This is a genomic window from Pseudomonas sp. NPDC077408, from assembly GCF_050269105.1.
Classification (GTDB): domain Bacteria; phylum Pseudomonadota; class Gammaproteobacteria; order Pseudomonadales; family Pseudomonadaceae; genus Stutzerimonas.
In genome coordinates this window covers 361,429-375,084 of the sequence record NZ_JBNNHS010000002.1, presented here as the reverse complement: position 1 = coordinate 375,084, position 13,656 = coordinate 361,429, and the positions used below count along the sequence as shown (strand labels likewise).

Annotated in this window: 14 protein-coding genes; 5 read left to right on the top strand and 9 right to left on the bottom strand. The window is 62.7% G+C overall.

The window, feature by feature from the left end:
* Nucleotides 1–391 precede the first annotated feature (391 nt).
* The 5 genes from ureC to ACQKEK_RS06795 all read right to left on the bottom strand — a co-directional run bounded on the left by ureC (nt 392) and on the right by ACQKEK_RS06795 (nt 4,373).
* Entirely contained in the window at nt 392–2,092 is a 1,701-nt protein-coding gene (gene ureC / locus ACQKEK_RS06815; protein WP_499141722.1) for an urease subunit alpha, read from the bottom strand.
* Nucleotides 2,093–2,210: 118 nt separating this feature from the next.
* A complete protein-coding gene (locus tag ACQKEK_RS06810; RefSeq protein WP_499141720.1) occupies nt 2,211–2,516 on the bottom strand; it encodes an urease subunit beta in 306 nt (101 codons plus the stop codon).
* Nucleotides 2,513–3,022: a GNAT family N-acetyltransferase gene (locus ACQKEK_RS06805; protein ID WP_499141718.1), complete on the bottom strand. Its 510-nt coding sequence runs from the start codon at nt 3,020–3,022 to the stop codon at nt 2,513–2,515. The genes ACQKEK_RS06810 and ACQKEK_RS06805 overlap by 4 nt, the downstream gene beginning before the upstream one ends.
* A gap of 72 nt (nt 3,023–3,094) precedes the next feature.
* The gene (gene ureA, locus ACQKEK_RS06800) at nt 3,095–3,397 is read right to left on the bottom strand and encodes an urease subunit gamma (RefSeq protein ID WP_127840168.1); all 303 of its coding nucleotides are present in this window, start codon (nt 3,395–3,397) and stop codon (nt 3,095–3,097) included.
* 142 nt (nt 3,398–3,539) lie between these two features.
* Nucleotides 3,540–4,373, bottom strand: coding sequence for an urease accessory protein UreD (locus tag ACQKEK_RS06795; protein ID WP_499142220.1), 834 nt, complete (start codon nt 4,371–4,373; stop codon nt 3,540–3,542).
* Between the two features lie 488 nt (nt 4,374–4,861).
* Here ACQKEK_RS06795 and ACQKEK_RS06790 point away from each other — a divergent pair, with 488 nt between their 5' ends.
* The 5 genes from ACQKEK_RS06790 to ACQKEK_RS06770 are packed head-to-tail and all read left to right on the top strand — an operon-like array spanning nt 4,862 to nt 9,377.
* The gene (locus ACQKEK_RS06790; RefSeq protein ID WP_499141716.1) at nt 4,862–5,725 is read left to right on the top strand and encodes a branched-chain amino acid ABC transporter permease; all 864 of its coding nucleotides are present in this window, start codon (nt 4,862–4,864) and stop codon (nt 5,723–5,725) included.
* Nucleotides 5,725–6,753 carry a branched-chain amino acid ABC transporter permease gene (locus ACQKEK_RS06785; protein WP_499141715.1) on the top strand — a complete coding sequence of 343 codons (1,029 nt, stop codon included), beginning with the start codon at nt 5,725–5,727 and terminating at the stop codon, nt 6,751–6,753. Before ACQKEK_RS06790 ends, ACQKEK_RS06785 begins: the two co-directional genes overlap by 1 nt.
* Entirely contained in the window at nt 6,746–7,513 is a 768-nt protein-coding gene (locus ACQKEK_RS06780) for an ABC transporter ATP-binding protein (protein WP_128120742.1), read from the top strand. Before ACQKEK_RS06785 ends, ACQKEK_RS06780 begins: the two co-directional genes overlap by 8 nt.
* Nucleotides 7,500–8,207, top strand: coding sequence for an ABC transporter ATP-binding protein (locus tag ACQKEK_RS06775; RefSeq protein WP_499141713.1), 708 nt, complete (start codon nt 7,500–7,502; stop codon nt 8,205–8,207). Before ACQKEK_RS06780 ends, ACQKEK_RS06775 begins: the two co-directional genes overlap by 14 nt.
* A gap of 24 nt (nt 8,208–8,231) precedes the next feature.
* Nucleotides 8,232–9,377: an ABC transporter substrate-binding protein gene (locus tag ACQKEK_RS06770; protein WP_499141712.1), complete on the top strand. Its 1,146-nt coding sequence runs from the start codon at nt 8,232–8,234 to the stop codon at nt 9,375–9,377.
* A 297-nt stretch (nt 9,378–9,674) separates the two neighbouring features.
* Here the strand turns inward: ACQKEK_RS06770 and ACQKEK_RS06765 are convergent, their stop codons facing one another.
* The 4 genes from ACQKEK_RS06765 to urtC all read right to left on the bottom strand — a co-directional run bounded on the left by ACQKEK_RS06765 (nt 9,675) and on the right by urtC (nt 13,497).
* Complete coding sequence (locus ACQKEK_RS06765) at nt 9,675–10,436, bottom strand: SDR family oxidoreductase (RefSeq protein WP_499141711.1); 762 nt, start codon at nt 10,434–10,436, stop codon at nt 9,675–9,677.
* A 270-nt stretch (nt 10,437–10,706) separates the two neighbouring features.
* On the bottom strand, nt 10,707–11,405 hold the full coding sequence (gene urtE / locus ACQKEK_RS06760) for an urea ABC transporter ATP-binding subunit UrtE (RefSeq protein ID WP_045424176.1): 699 nt from the start codon (nt 11,403–11,405) through the stop codon (nt 10,707–10,709).
* 170 nt (nt 11,406–11,575) lie between these two features.
* Complete coding sequence (urtD, locus tag ACQKEK_RS06755; protein ID WP_499141710.1) at nt 11,576–12,421, bottom strand: urea ABC transporter ATP-binding protein UrtD; 846 nt, start codon at nt 12,419–12,421, stop codon at nt 11,576–11,578.
* The gene (urtC, locus tag ACQKEK_RS06750) at nt 12,418–13,497 is read right to left on the bottom strand and encodes an urea ABC transporter permease subunit UrtC (RefSeq protein WP_499141709.1); all 1,080 of its coding nucleotides are present in this window, start codon (nt 13,495–13,497) and stop codon (nt 12,418–12,420) included. The genes urtD and urtC overlap by 4 nt, the downstream gene beginning before the upstream one ends.
* Nucleotides 13,498–13,656 lie beyond the last annotated feature (159 nt).

Below are 13,656 nucleotides of genomic sequence, written 5' to 3'. Positions count from 1 at the left end.
GGTGTAGGAAATCCATTTCATGCCAACTCTAGGCACCTTATTTTGTGCACCAGGGAGAAGCGCTATCGTGGCCAACGCCCCAGGCAGGGGCTTCGATTCGGGATGAATGTCCGGCCGTGCAACAGGCTTGATGCCTAGGGCGCGAGCCGCGGGAGCCCCGGCCCGCCGGCCCGTTACCATCAGCGGAATGTAGGGTGGGCTTTAGCCCACCGTTGCGCGATCAGGGTATGAATGTGGCAGGGCCGTGCGGGACCTTGGTGGGCTGAAGCCCACCCTACCGATGGATGGGGGCTACGAAAGTGCCGCCCCGCCAACTCGTAGCCATCAAAAGAAATAGAGAAAGTAGGGTGGGCTTTAGCCCACCTTTGCGCGATGCAGGTATTCAGGGCGATCAGAACAGGAAGTACCGCTGCGCCATGGGCAGTACGTCCGCCGGCTCGCACCAGAGCAATTGCCCGTCCGCGCGCACCTGGTAGTTCTGCGGGTCGACCTGGATGTCCGGCGTGTAGTCGTTGTGGATCAGGTCCTTCTTCTGCACCGAGCGGCAGCCTTTCACCACGCCGATCTTCTTCTTCAGCCCCAATTGTTCGGGCACGCCGGCATCGAAAGCGGCCTGGCTGATGAAGGTGAAGCTCGATGCGTGCAGCGAGCCGCCGTAGCTGGCGAACATCGGGCGGTAGTGCACCGGTTGCGGCGTCGGGATCGAGGCGTTGGCATCGCCCATCAGGCTCGCGGCAATAGCGCCCCCCTTAAGAATCAGCGTCGGCTTTACACCAAAGAACGCCGGGCGCCAGAGCACCAGATCCGCCCACTTGCCGACCTCGATGGACCCGACCTCGTGGCTGACGCCGTGGGTGATGGCCGGGTTGATGGTGTACTTGGCGATGTAGCGCTTGGCGCGGAAGTTGTCGTTGCCGGCGCCATCACCGGGTAGGGCGCCGCGCTGCTTCTTCATCTTGTCGGCGGTCTGCCAGGTGCGGGTGATCACTTCGCCAACGCGGCCCATGGCTTGGCTGTCGGAGCTGATCATCGAGAAGGCGCCGAGGTCGTGCAGGATGTCCTCGGCTGCAATCGTCTCGCGGCGGATACGGCTCTCGGCGAAGGCCACGTCCTCGGCGATGCTCGGGTCGAGATGGTGGCAGACCATGAGCATGTCCAGATGCTCATCGATGGTGTTGCGGGTGAATGGCCGCGTCGGGTTGGTCGAGCTGGGCAGCACGTTCGGCAAGCCGCAGGCCTTGATGATGTCCGGCGCATGGCCGCCACCGGCGCCTTCGGTGTGATAGGTGTGAATGGTGCGGCCCTTGAACGCGCCCAGTGTCGTCTCGACAAAGCCGGATTCATTGAGGGTGTCGGTGTGGATCGCTACCTGCACGTCGTACTGGTCGGCGACGTTCAGGCAATTGTCGATGGCAGCCGGGGTGGTGCCCCAGTCTTCGTGCAGCTTGAGACCGATGGCGCCGGCCTTGACCTGTTCGATCAAGGGTTCGGGCAGCGAGGCATTGCCCTTGCCGGTGAAGCCAATGTTCATCGGGAAGGCGTCTGCGGCCTTGAGCATCATTGCCATGTGCCAGGGGCCAGGCGTCACCGTGGTGGCATTGGTGCCGGTGGCAGGGCCCGTGCCGCCACCGATCATGGTGGTGACGCCGCTCATCAAGGCCTCCTCGATCTGCTGTGGGCAGATGAAGTGGATGTGCGAGTCGATTCCGCCGGCAGTGAGGATCATGCCTTCACCGGCGATGACTTCAGTCGCGGCGCCGATGGCGATGGTCACGTCGGGCTGGATGTCCGGGTTGCCGGCCTTGCCGATGGCGGCGATGCGTCCGTCTTTGAGGCCGACGTCGGCTTTGACGATGCCCCAGTGATCGAGGATCAGCGCGTTGGTAATCAGGGTGTCGACCACCTCGGCGGCGCACAGCTGACCCTGGCCCATCCCATCACGGATCACCTTGCCGCCGCCGAATTTCACTTCCTCGCCATAGGTGGTGAAGTCCTTTTCGACCTCGATCCACAGCTCGGTGTCGGCCAGGCGCACCTTGTCGCCGACGGTGGGGCCGAACATGTCGGCGTAGGCTTGGCGGGAAATCTTCATTGAGTCTCATCCTGTCCGTAGGGTGGACAACGCGAAGCTTGTCCACCGCAATTTGGGTGGTGGAAAAGCCTTCGGCGTTTTCCACGGGGTGGCCATCCACCCAACGAATAACGCTGCGTCAGAGTGCGCCCATCACCCGTCCGGCAAAGCCGAACACCCGGCGGTCCCCGGCCAAATCGACCAGCTCCACGTCGCGGCTCTGGCCTGGCTCGAAGCGCACGGCGGTGCCGGCCGGAATGTTCAGCCGCATGCCACGCGCTGCGGCGCGGTCGAAGGCGAGCGCATCGTTGGTTTCGAAAAAGTGGTAGTGCGAGCCAACCTGAATCGGCCGGTCACCGCTGTTGGCCACGTTCAGGGTCAGCGTGCGGCGGCCGGCGTTGAGCTCGATGTCGCCAGCCTGGATCTGGTATTCGCCGGGGATCATGGCTCGGACCTCCTATCTAACGTCAGTTGCATCACGGTCAGGTCCAGCCAGCGGCCGAACTTGCAGCCCACCTGACGCATCTGCGCGGCGTGGATGAAGCCCAATTGCTGGTGCATATGGATGGAGGCGCGGTTCTCGCTCTCGATGGCGGCGATCATCACGTGCTTGTCGAGCTGACGGGCGCGCTCGATCAGCAGCTGCATCAGGCTGCGACCGATGCCGCTGCCGCGGTGGTCCGGGCTGACATACACCGAATTCTCTACGGTATGACGAAAGCCGTCGTGAGGGCGCCAGGGGCCGAACGAGGCGTAGCCGGCTACCTGCCCGTGCTCGTCGATCGCGACGAGCACGGGATAGCCTTGTTCGTGGCGCTCGGCCAGCCAGGCGCGGCGGTTGTCGAGATCGACCGGCTGGTCGTTCCAGATCGCCGTGCTGTTCTGTACCGCGTCGTTGTAGATCTCTAGGATGCCTCCGAGGTCGGCGTCCAGGGCGTCACGTATCTGCACGTTCAATTCCTTCCAAGCGTTTCGGGATCATCATCGTTGCGGGCTTCGCCGCAGTAGACATTGACCCGTGTTTCAAGCGATTGGTTGATGCACGGTGACCAGCTTGGTGCCGTCCGGGAAGGTAGCTTCGACCTGGATCTCCGGGATCATTTCCGGCACGCCTTCCATGACCTGATCACGAGCCAGCAGTGTGGTGCCGTAGTGCATTAGCTCGGCGACCGTCTGGCCGTCGCGGGCACCTTCGAGCAGCGCCGCGGAGATGTAGGCCATGGCTTCCGGGTAGTTGAGCTTTACACCGCGGGCGAGGCGACGCTCAGCCACCAGCCCTGCGGTGAAAATCAACATCTTGTCTTTTTCTCTCGGCGACAAATCCATAACGGCTCCAATCGTGGCGGTGGATATCGCTTGTCGCATCCACCGGCTGGTGGTGGCAACCACACAGCGAATTTCGGGGCGGCCAAGCACCTGATGTTGGCCGACGTAGGGTGGGTAACGGCGGAGCCTTACCCACCGCAGTTTATGTACTCCAGATCCTCGGTGGCACCGCGTCGCGATCGAGCAATGCAGGTCGCAACAACCTCCACAGGTCGATCAGCCAGGCCCGTGCATGCAACGCCTCGCCAGCCAGGCAACGCCCGACGAGCATGCCAGGCAACTGTGTCAGATCGCCCCGCACCCGGTTCGTAATCGCACGGCAGCGCTCCAGCAACTCGGCACTGATCTCGCCACTGACAATCAGGGTGGCGAATACGGGGTGGCCGTCGAGACCGATCGGCGAGTCCAGTAGCCCGTCGCTGCCTGTTACACGCTGACGCTCGTGCCAGAGCAGCTCGCCGTCGCGGCTGATGTTCAGCTGGGCCTGGAAATGGCCAGCGTCGAAGCGCTCGCCGCTGGCCGGTCGACCCAGCGCAATGATGTCCCAGCAGAACAGCCTGGCGTCACCCTCCAGTTCGATGGAGGTGCTCAGCTCCGCCTGCGCAGCGGAGTAGACGATGGTTTCTTGTGGCAGCCATTCCAGCGTCGCGCCGGCCTCGACGCGCAAGTGCACATTTTGAAAAGCCGGGCCGCCAGCGCGATACCACTTCGCCGCGCCAGGACTGGTCAGCTGTGCCCAGGCGCCGCTGCCGACCGCGACACTGATGTCCAACCGGTCACCCCCGGCTATCCCGCCCGGCGGGTGCACGATGATGTGCTGACAAACCGCCGGACCCTCGGGATAGAGATGCTTCTGGACTCTCAATGGGCCGCTGTGACGGCGCAATACCGGGCGTGTCCCACCGTCGAAGCGGGCATAGCCCAGTTCGAGTTCGGCGTTCCAGTGGGGCGTGAACAGCGGAGTCAGAGCAGTCATGAACCGTGAGATCAGCAAATGGTTGAACCAGCCGAGCAATAGTCGTGCCTCTCGCGCCAACGCGGTGCGCTGCGCGGCGCTTACAAGCCTGGTGGGCGAGTAAATGAGCCGGTCGACGGTGAGGTTGCCGGCTTTTGGTGCCCTCCAATGGTGCGTGCGAAAGGTTTTGCGCAGCGAGTGATCCACGTTGGTGCGTATAGATGAGGCCTTGCTGCGACGTGCTCGGCTTGATCGAGCAGCGATCCGTCGAAGCTTGATCTGAGCGACCGGGCAGTCACTGAAATAGCTTGTTGCCAGCATCACGCTGCTTTATGGGCCTTTATCTCTTCCGAGCTGCTCGTTTGACGAGGGTGCGAGCGAGTGCCAATGTCAGTCAGGCGAAGAGTCGATTTGCCCGGCGGCGGTGGCATGTTCGACCTGCTTTGACTGGGACGAATCGGCAGTCGCTCGGTGGCACACATAACAACAAGATCCACGGAGACGCCGCATTGAATCTATTGTTTCAGCAAGTGCTCAACGGCTTGACCCTAGGCAGCATCTACGGTCTGGTCGCCCTTGGCCTGACGCTCGTCTACGGCATCCTGCACATCCCCAACTTCGCCCACGGCGCGCTGTACATGGTCGGTGCGTTCGCGTCGTATTTCTTCATGACCGACCTCGGCCTGCATTACTGGATCGCCATGCTGCTTTCCGGGGTGGTGGTCGCCGCGCTGGCAGTGCTGTCGGAGCGGTTGGTCTTCCACCCGCTACGCAACGCGCCGCCGATTCACGACAAGATCGCGGCCATCGGCATCCTGCTGTTTCTCGAAGCGGTGGTGCAGATGCTCTGGGGCTCTGACTTCCGTCGCATGGCCTCGCCTTATGCTGGCATCCTCAATTTCGACGGGCTGATCATTCCCGAGCAGCGCCTGCTGATCATCGTTGGCGCCTTTACGCTGATGTTTGCGCTGCACCTGTTCCTGCGCAAGACGATGCTGGGTTCGACCATCATCGCCATGGCGCAGAGCCGCGAAGGTGCGTTTCTCGTCGGCATCGACGCCAACCGCGTGGCGATGCTGACCTTCGCTATCTCCGGCATGCTCGCCGCCTTCGCTGCCACCCTCTATGCGCCAATCAATCTGGTGTACCCAGCGATGGGGCACCTGGTGATCATGAAGGCCTTCGTGATCATCGTGCTCGGCGGCATGGGCAGCATTCCGGGCGCCATCATCGGCGCCATGATTCTTGGCTTCGCCGAGAGCTTCGGCGGCTTCTACCTGTCCTCGGACTACAAGGACATCATCGCCTTCTCGTTGCTGGTGGTGATCCTGTCCTTCCGCCCGACAGGGCTGTTCACCAAGGGGGCTCACTGATGCATCGTTTCGCTTCCTTACTGACCGGCCGCGGCGCCAAGTTGGCGTTGCTGGCCCTGGCCATGGCCTTCCCGCTATTCGCCAAGAGCGAGTATCAGGTCTACGTGATGGCCAGCGCTTTCATCTGGGCCATTGCGGTCTACGGCCTGAATATCATCACCGGCTACTGCGGTCAGCTGAACCTGGCACACGGCGGCTTCTTCGCCATCGGCGCCTACACCCTGGCAATTCTCACGGCCGACCATGGCTGGAATTTCTGGCCGGCCTTCGTGGCGGCCGCGTTGGTTTCGGCCGCCGTCGGTGCGCTGGTGGGGATCGTCTCGCTGCGCCTGAAGGAGCACTTCTTTGCCATCTTCACGCTTTGCGTCGGCTTCATCATTTATCTGCTGATCGATAAATGGGAGGAGTTGACCCACGGCGCCATCGGCATTCGCGGCATCGCCGCGCCGGATGGCTTCGGGCTGGTGGATTTCAGCCAGACGGTGCCGTTCTACTACCTCGCGCTGCTGTTTCTGATCCTGGCGATCTGGTTCGCCGGTCGCCTGGCGTCCTCGCTGCTGGGGCGTACCTTCATGGCCATCCGCAACGGTGATGCGCTGGCCCAATCGCTGGGCATCGACCTGATGCGCAACAAGCTGCTGGCCTTCGTCCTGTCGACCACTTATGCCGGTGTCGCCGGCGGGCTTTATGCCTCGATGATCCGTTTCATCGGGCCGGAAGAAGCCAACCCCAACCACACCTTCGACATGATCACCTACCTCTTGGTCGGTGGCTTCGGCACCCTGTTCGGCCCGCTGGTTGGCACTGTCGGCGTGGTTTGGATCACCCAGTCGCTGCAGTTCCTCGAGGACTACCGGATGATCATCTTCGGCCCGCTGATCGTGGTGCTGGTGATCTTCATGCCGCGCGGAGTCATCGGCACCTTTCTCGGCTGGAAGCTGCGCAAGGACACCGCGGCAGCGAGGGCGAAGGACCCACGTGCTGCCACCAAGGTCAGCCCAGGCAGCGAGGTGAACAACAATGCTTAAGGTCGAAAACCTGACACGTATGTTCGGTGGCCTGGCAGCGGTACACGATGTCAGCGTCGAGTTCGAAGCGCGCAAGATCAACGCCATCATCGGCCCCAACGGGGCGGGCAAAAGCACCTTCTTCAACCTCATCTCCGGTGTGCACAAGCCCAGCTCGGGGCGAATTCTCATCGACGGCCATGACGTGTCACGGATGCGTTGCGACCGTGTGGCGCGGCTCGGGGTTGGTCGCACCTTCCAGACCACGCATCTGTTCGAGCAGGCAACCGTCCTCGACAACCTGATCGTCGGCCATCGTCTGCGCACGCGCTCGGGGCTGTGGGATGTGCTGATCAATTCCAAGCGTCTGCAGCAGGAAGAGCGCGAGTGCCGCGAAAAGGCCCGCGCCGCGCTGGACTTCGTCGGGCTGGCGCACTTGGAAAATCGCGTAGTGCTGGATATCTCCCAGGAAGAACGCAAGCGCGTCGCCTTCGCCCTGGCGCTGGCCACCGAGCCGAAGCTGGTGCTGCTCGACGAGCCGGCCGCAGGCGTCAATCCGGAAGAAACCGAAGGGCTGGCGCAGCTGATCCGCAAGATGCCCGAGCATGGTCTGACCGTGTGCCTGATCGAACACAAGATGGACATGATCATGGGCCTGGCGGACAAGATCATGGTGCTCAACTACGGCGAGAAGATCGCCGAGGGCACGCCCGCCGAGATCAAGGCAAACCCGGCTGTCATCGAAGCCTACCTGGGGAGTGACTACGATGCTGCAGCTTGATCGGGTCGACGTCTGCTACGGCAGTTTCAAGGCGCTCACGCAGGTTTCCATGACCGTCGGCGCCGGTGAGCTGGTGGTGATGCTCGGCGCCAACGGTGCCGGCAAGACCACCTTGTTCAACACCATCAGCGGGCTGCTCAAACCGACTGCCGGAAGTATCACGCTGGAAGGCAAGCGTATCGACGGGCTAAAGCCGTCCGGCCTGGTCGCGGCTGGCGTGGTGCACTGCCCGGAGGGGCGCAAGCTGTTCCCGCAGATGTCGGTTGCCCAGAATCTCGCGCTCGGTGCGTACCTGCACCGGCGCGACAGCGAGGGCAACAAGCGCAACCTGAAGGAAGTGCTCGACCTGTTTCCCATCCTGCACGACAAGCGCAACCAGCCGGCCGGTTCGCTGAGCGGCGGCCAGCAACAGATGGTGGCGATCGGTCGTTCATTGATGAGCCGCCCGCGGCTGCTGATGCTCGATGAGCCCTCGCTGGGGCTGGCACCTTTGGTGGTCAACCAGATGTTCGACGTGATCTCCCGTATCAACACGTCCGGCACCAGCGTACTGCTGGCCGAACAGAATGCGTTCGCCGCGTTGAAGATCGCCCACCGCGCCTATGTCATCGAAGGCGGCAGCCTGGTGATGGAGGGGGACCGGCAGGCCATGCTGGGTAACGAAGCCGTGCGCAAAGCCTATATCGGCGCCTGAACAGTCATGACCCAGGAGACAACAATGAAAACGCTCAAAGCGCTTGGAATGGCGATTGCCACCCTGACCGCGGCCCAGGCCGGCGGTGCATATGCCGAGCAGACGCTCAATATCGGTTTCACCGGCCCGCTCAGCGGCGGTGCGGCGCTCTATGGCGAGAACACCTTGTCCGGCCTGCGCATGGCGGTCGATGAAGCCAACAAGGCCGGCGGCATCAAAATCGGCGACGAGACCTACAAGGTCAATCTCATCAGCCTCGACGACAAGTACTCACCGAGCCAGGCGGCGACCAACGCCAAGCGGCTGGTGAAGGAGTCCAAGGCCGCTGCAGTCTTCGTCCCGCACACCGGTGGCGTGTTTGCCCTGCAGGATTTCAACGTCGGCGACGACTTCTTGATCATGGCCTATACCAGCGTGCCCTCGGTAACTGAGCAGGGCAATCCGCTCACCGTACGCATTCCGCCAGAGTTCACCGGCTACGTGGATGCCTTTTCCGACTATGCGCTCAAGCATCATGGCAAAAAGCTCGGCATCGCCGGCGCGACCCACGAGTACGCCAAGATCTGGACTGACATGATGACCAAGGCCTGGGAGGAGAAGGGCGGAGAGATTGTCGAAAGCAATCCCATGGATTACAACAAGTCGACCGACTTCTATACCGGCGTGAGCCGGGTGATTGCTTCCAATCCGGATGTGATGTTCGTCGGTGGTGCATCGGAGCCAACCGGTCTGGTCATGCAGCAGGCGCGGCAGCTTGGCTTCCAGGGCGGCTTCATCGTGATGGATCAGGCCAAGCTGGACGAGATCGCCGCCGTCACGGGCGGTTTCGACCTGCTGGACGGCGCCATCGGCGTCGTGCCGCTGTCCGAATACGAGGGCGAGGCGGCCAAGGCGTTTGTCGAGCGTTACAAGCAGGCGCACGGCAAGATCCCCGGATCGGAGGCGGCCTACAACTACCTGGCCTTCCATGCGCTGGCCAAGGCCATGGAGTTGGCCGGCAGTACCGAGCCGCAGCAGGTCCGCGCCAAGATGGCCGAGGCGATCAGCGCGCTGGACCCCAAGTACAACCTCTATTCGATACAGGGCATCACCGACAAGGGCGGCTTCATCACCCCGACCACCATGGCGGTGGTGGAGGACGGCAAGATCGTGCGCAAGGACATCGAGTAATCCTCCACAGCCAAACGGCCCTCCTGGGCCGTTTCGGTGACAGGCTTCTGCAGTCGCTCTCGATCCTCTTCATGCCCTGCAGGGAGACCGGTCTTGCTCCGGCCCCCCCTGACATCTCTCTCGCTTTCAAGCGAAGCTGGCTCAGCTGCAAGCACCGTCCGGCACAGCTTTTCTATCGTCGAGGTGCCTCATACAGTCGTCGGTAACGGAAGCATCACCGAAGGGTAGGACGCGTACGTTCGCCGTTATGAGGCACGTAGCCTAGAGGCGAAACTGACGCATCCCTCTGCGCCGTCTTTACTTGTCCCGATCAATATTGAACGGCGACCAGGCCTGTCGGGTAGGCATGACTTCGAGTCGGTTGATGTTGATGTGGTCGGGCAGGGTGGCCACGTAGAAGATCTGCTCGGCGATGTCTTCGGCGGTCAACGGCGTGGTGCCGCGGTAGAGCTTGTCGGACGCTTCCTGGTTACCCTTGGTGCGGACCAGCGTGAACTCGGTCTCGGCCATGCCGGGAGCGATGTCGGTGACCCGTACGCCTGTGCCCAGCAGGTCGCAGCGCAGGTTGTAGCTGAACTGCTCAACGAACGCCTTGGTAGCACCGTAAACGTGGCCGCCCGGGTAGGGCCAGTGGCCGGCGACCGAGCCGATGCTGATGATGCTCGCGCCCTTGCCCGTCTCGATCAGACGCGGCAGTAGCGCATGAGTAACGTTGACCAGGCCGGTCACGTTGGTGTCGATCATGGTGTGCCAATCGTTCAGATCAACGTTCTGCGCGGGCTCCGGGGCGAGCGCCAGGCCCGCATTGTTGACCAGTGATTTGACCTGGCGAAAGCCTTCGGGCAGCTCGGTAATCACCTGCTTCACTGCCTCGGCGTCGCGTACGTCGAGCGTGGCGATGTGCACCGGGACCTTGGCCGACAGTTCTTCCTTCAGCGCTTCGAGCCGCTCATGGCGGCGTCCGGTCAGGACCAGCGACCAGCCGGCCTCGGCAAAGCGGCGGGCAGTGGCTCGGCCGAAGCCGGATGTCGCACCCGTGATGAAAACCACGTTGTTCATGCAGGACCTCTTGTCTGTTCGGGTAGGCAGGCCGTACGCGGCCGACCCAGGGAGCTTACTGCGTCAGACCGCCAAGAGCAGCAGCCAGTTGCCCACCACAGGCGAGTCTAGGCTTACGGAGCAAACGAGTCCGACCTAGCGGCCGTTCGGGCGTAGCGCTAGCCGCTTGCTCGGCAGGGCGAATTGTTTGCGAAGGGCGCGACGCCAGACCGAACGCGGCGCCCATCAGCCATGGACGGGTCAAAAAGGCCTCGCCAACAGGGCGAGCCTTCAGATCGCTACCAGCCCGCGTACACCCTCCGCTTCCATCGTCTCGCCACGGCCTTGCTGGATGATTTCGCCGCGGCTCATCACCAGGTATTGGTCGGCCAGCTCGGCGGCGAAGTCGTAGAACTGCTCCACCAGCAGAATCGCCATGTCGCCACGGGCGGCGAGTTTCTTGATCACCACACCGATCTCCTTGATCACCGACGGCTGGATGCCTTCGGTGGGCTCATCGAGGATCAGCAGGCGCGGTTTGCTGGCGAGCGCACGGCCGATGGCGAGCTGTTGCTGCTGACCACCGGAGAGATCACCGCCCCGGCGGTGCTTCATTTCCTTGAGAACCGGGAACAGCTCGTAGATGAACTCGGGGACTTCCTTGGCCTCCTTCGCGCTGAACCGGGAAAGCCCCATCAGCAGGTTTTCCTCTACGGTCAGGCGCCCGAAAATCTCGCGCCCCTGCGGCACGTAGGCAATCCCGGCGTGCACGCGCTGGTGCGGCTTGAAGCTGGTGATCGGCTTGCCTTCCCAGTTCACCGCGCCTTCCTTAGCCGGGATCAGGCCCATCAGGCATTTGAGCAGGGTGGTCTTGCCGACGCCGTTGCGCCCGAGCAGGCAGGTGACTTCGCCGATCTGCGCGTCAAAAGACAGGCCGCGCAGGATATGGCTGCCGCCGTAGTACTGGTGCAGTTGTTGGACTTGCAGCATGTGCGACTCCTTCACTTTGGTGGATAAGCCTCTGGCGTTATCCACCCTACGATTAGGTTTGCGTTGATGCGGGCGTGGACGCTCGGCGGCCGTACGGTGGATGACGCTTCACCCATCCACCATGGGATGCCAGGGTGGATGAGAAGGGCGCCGTCCACCCTTTGAATCAATCACCGCCCAAGATACACCTCGATCACTCGCTCATCGTTCTGCACGGCTTGCAACGAGCCCTCGGCCAGCACCTGGCCCTGGTGCAGCACGGTGACGTGGTCGGCGATGGTGTCGACGAAGCCCATGTCGTGCTCGACTACCATCAGCGAGTGCTTGCGCGCCAGGCTCTTGAACAGTTCAGCGGTGAACTCGGTTTCGGCGTCGGTCATGCCGGCGACCGGCTCGTCAAGCAGCAGCAGTTGTGGGTCCTGCATCAACAGCATGCCGATCTCGAGGAACTGCTTCTGCCCGTGGGACAGCAGCCCGGCCGGCCGATTGCGTGAGGTGTCCAGGCGAATCGTGGCCAGCACTTCATCGATGCGGTCACGCTGCTCGCCGTTGAGCTTGGCTTTGAGGCTGGCCCACACCGACTTGTCGGTCTTCTGCGCCAGCTCCAGGTTTTCGAACACGCTCAATGCTTCGAACACCGTGGGCTTCTGGAACTTGCGGCCGATGCCGGACTGGGCAATTTCCACTTCGCTCATGCGCGTCAGGTCGAGGGTATCGCCGAAGAAGGCCGTGCCGCTGTCCGGGCGAGTCTTGCCGGTGATGACGTCCATCATGGTGGTCTTGCCGGCGCCGTTGGGCCCGATGATGCAGCGCAATTCACCGACGCCGATGTAGAGGCTGAGATTGGTCAGCGCCTTGAAGCCATCGAAGCTGACGTTGATGTCTTCAAGGCTGAGGATGGTGCCGTGGCGGGCATCCAGGCCGGCGCCTTTGACGCGACCGAGGCCGATGGCGTCGCGGCCGCTGCCGCTAGCGTCCACCGGATCGATCAGTTCGGGTACGGGTGCGGTTTTCATTGTTCGCCCCTCCGGCGCAGCAATCCGATGACGCCTTTCGGCAGGTACAGGGTGACGATGATGAACAGCGCGCCGAGGGCGAACAGCCAATATTCGGGGAAGGCCACGGTGAACCAGCTCTTCATGCCGTTGACGATGCCGGCGCCGAGCAGCGGGCCGATCAACGTGCCGCGCCCGCCGAGAGCGACCCAGACGGCGGCTTCGATGGATTGCGTCGGTGCCATTTCGCTGGGGTTGATGATCCCCACCTGCGGCACATAGAGCGCGCCGGCCAGGCCGCAGAGCACGGCGGACAGCGTCCAGATGAACAGCTTGTAGCCGCGTGGATCGTAGCCGCAGAACATCAGGCGGTTTTCCGCATCCCGCAGTGCGGTGAGTACGCGACCGAACTTGCTGCGCGCTAGTTTCCAACCCAGCAGCAGGCTGCCGGCCAGCAACGCCACAGTGGCCAGGAAGAGCGCGGCGCGGGTGCCCGGTGCGGTGATGTCGAAGCCGAGGATACGGGTGAAGCCGGTAAACCCGTTGTTGCCGCCAAAGCCGGTTTCGTTGCGGAAGAACAGCAGCATGCCGGCGAACGTCAGCGCCTGGGTCATGATCGAGAAATACACACCCTTGATCCGCGAACGGAAGGCGAAGAAGCCAAAGACGAAGGCCAGCAGACCGGGCGCCAGCACCACCAGGCACATGGCCCAGAGGAAGCTGGAGGTGCCGTACCAGTACCACGGCAGCTCGGTCCAGGCGAGAAAGCTCATGAACGCAGGCAGCCCGTCGCCGGCGCTTTCGCGCATCAGGTACATGCCCATGGCGTAACCGCCAAGGGCAAAGAACAGGCCGTGGCCGAGCGACAGCAGCCCGGCGTAACCCCAGACCAGATCCAGCGCCAGGGCGACGATGGCATAACAGAGGATCTTGCCGACCAACGTCAAGGTGTAGGCCGACACATGAAAGGCGTTGTCTGCGGGCAGCAGGTGCAGCAGCGGCATCGCCAGCAGGATTGCGAGCACGAGGCCGAGTGCGGCGGCAGTGAGCTTCGGTCCGGCTTTTTGTGTAGCCGTGAGGGTGAGTGGCTGGTTCATAGGTGGCCGTCCTGCCGAGGGTTGATGGCGGGTGCGCCGATTCGCCGGGTGTCCAGTAGGAGCCAGCTTGCTGGCGATCCCGCAGGGTTGCTGACTGACACCGTTATCGAAAGGAAGGACTGGGCGTCACCCATCGCTCCTAGAAGGGAATGGAGAGAG

What these genes read in the sequence shown, in the direction of transcription:
- ACQKEK_RS06780 (WP_128120742.1), top strand. Translation starts at nt 6,746, where the DNA reads ATGCTTAAGGTCGAAAACCTGACACGTATGTTCGGTGGCCTGGCAGCG.
- ACQKEK_RS06785 (WP_499141715.1), top strand. Translation starts at nt 5,725, where the DNA reads ATGCATCGTTTCGCTTCCTTACTGACCGGCCGCGGCGCCAAGTTGGCG.
- ACQKEK_RS06775 (WP_499141713.1), top strand. Translation starts at nt 7,500, where the DNA reads ATGCTGCAGCTTGATCGGGTCGACGTCTGCTACGGCAGTTTCAAGGCG.
- ACQKEK_RS06765 (WP_499141711.1), bottom strand. Translation starts at nt 10,436, where the DNA reads ATGAACAACGTGGTTTTCATCACGGGTGCGACATCCGGCTTCGGCCGA.
- ureA (WP_127840168.1), bottom strand. Translation starts at nt 3,397, where the DNA reads ATGGATTTGTCGCCGAGAGAAAAAGACAAGATGTTGATTTTCACCGCA.
- urtE (WP_045424176.1), bottom strand. Translation starts at nt 11,405, where the DNA reads ATGCTGCAAGTCCAACAACTGCACCAGTACTACGGCGGCAGCCATATC.
- ACQKEK_RS06770 (WP_499141712.1), top strand. Translation starts at nt 8,232, where the DNA reads ATGAAAACGCTCAAAGCGCTTGGAATGGCGATTGCCACCCTGACCGCG.
- urtC (WP_499141709.1), bottom strand. Translation starts at nt 13,497, where the DNA reads ATGAACCAGCCACTCACCCTCACGGCTACACAAAAAGCCGGACCGAAG.
- ureC (WP_499141722.1), bottom strand. Translation starts at nt 2,092, where the DNA reads ATGAAGATTTCCCGCCAAGCCTACGCCGACATGTTCGGCCCCACCGTC.
- ACQKEK_RS06810 (WP_499141720.1), bottom strand. Translation starts at nt 2,516, where the DNA reads ATGATCCCCGGCGAATACCAGATCCAGGCTGGCGACATCGAGCTCAAC.
- ACQKEK_RS06795 (WP_499142220.1), bottom strand. Translation starts at nt 4,373, where the DNA reads ATGACTGCTCTGACTCCGCTGTTCACGCCCCACTGGAACGCCGAACTC.
- urtD (WP_499141710.1), bottom strand. Translation starts at nt 12,421, where the DNA reads ATGAAAACCGCACCCGTACCCGAACTGATCGATCCGGTGGACGCTAGC.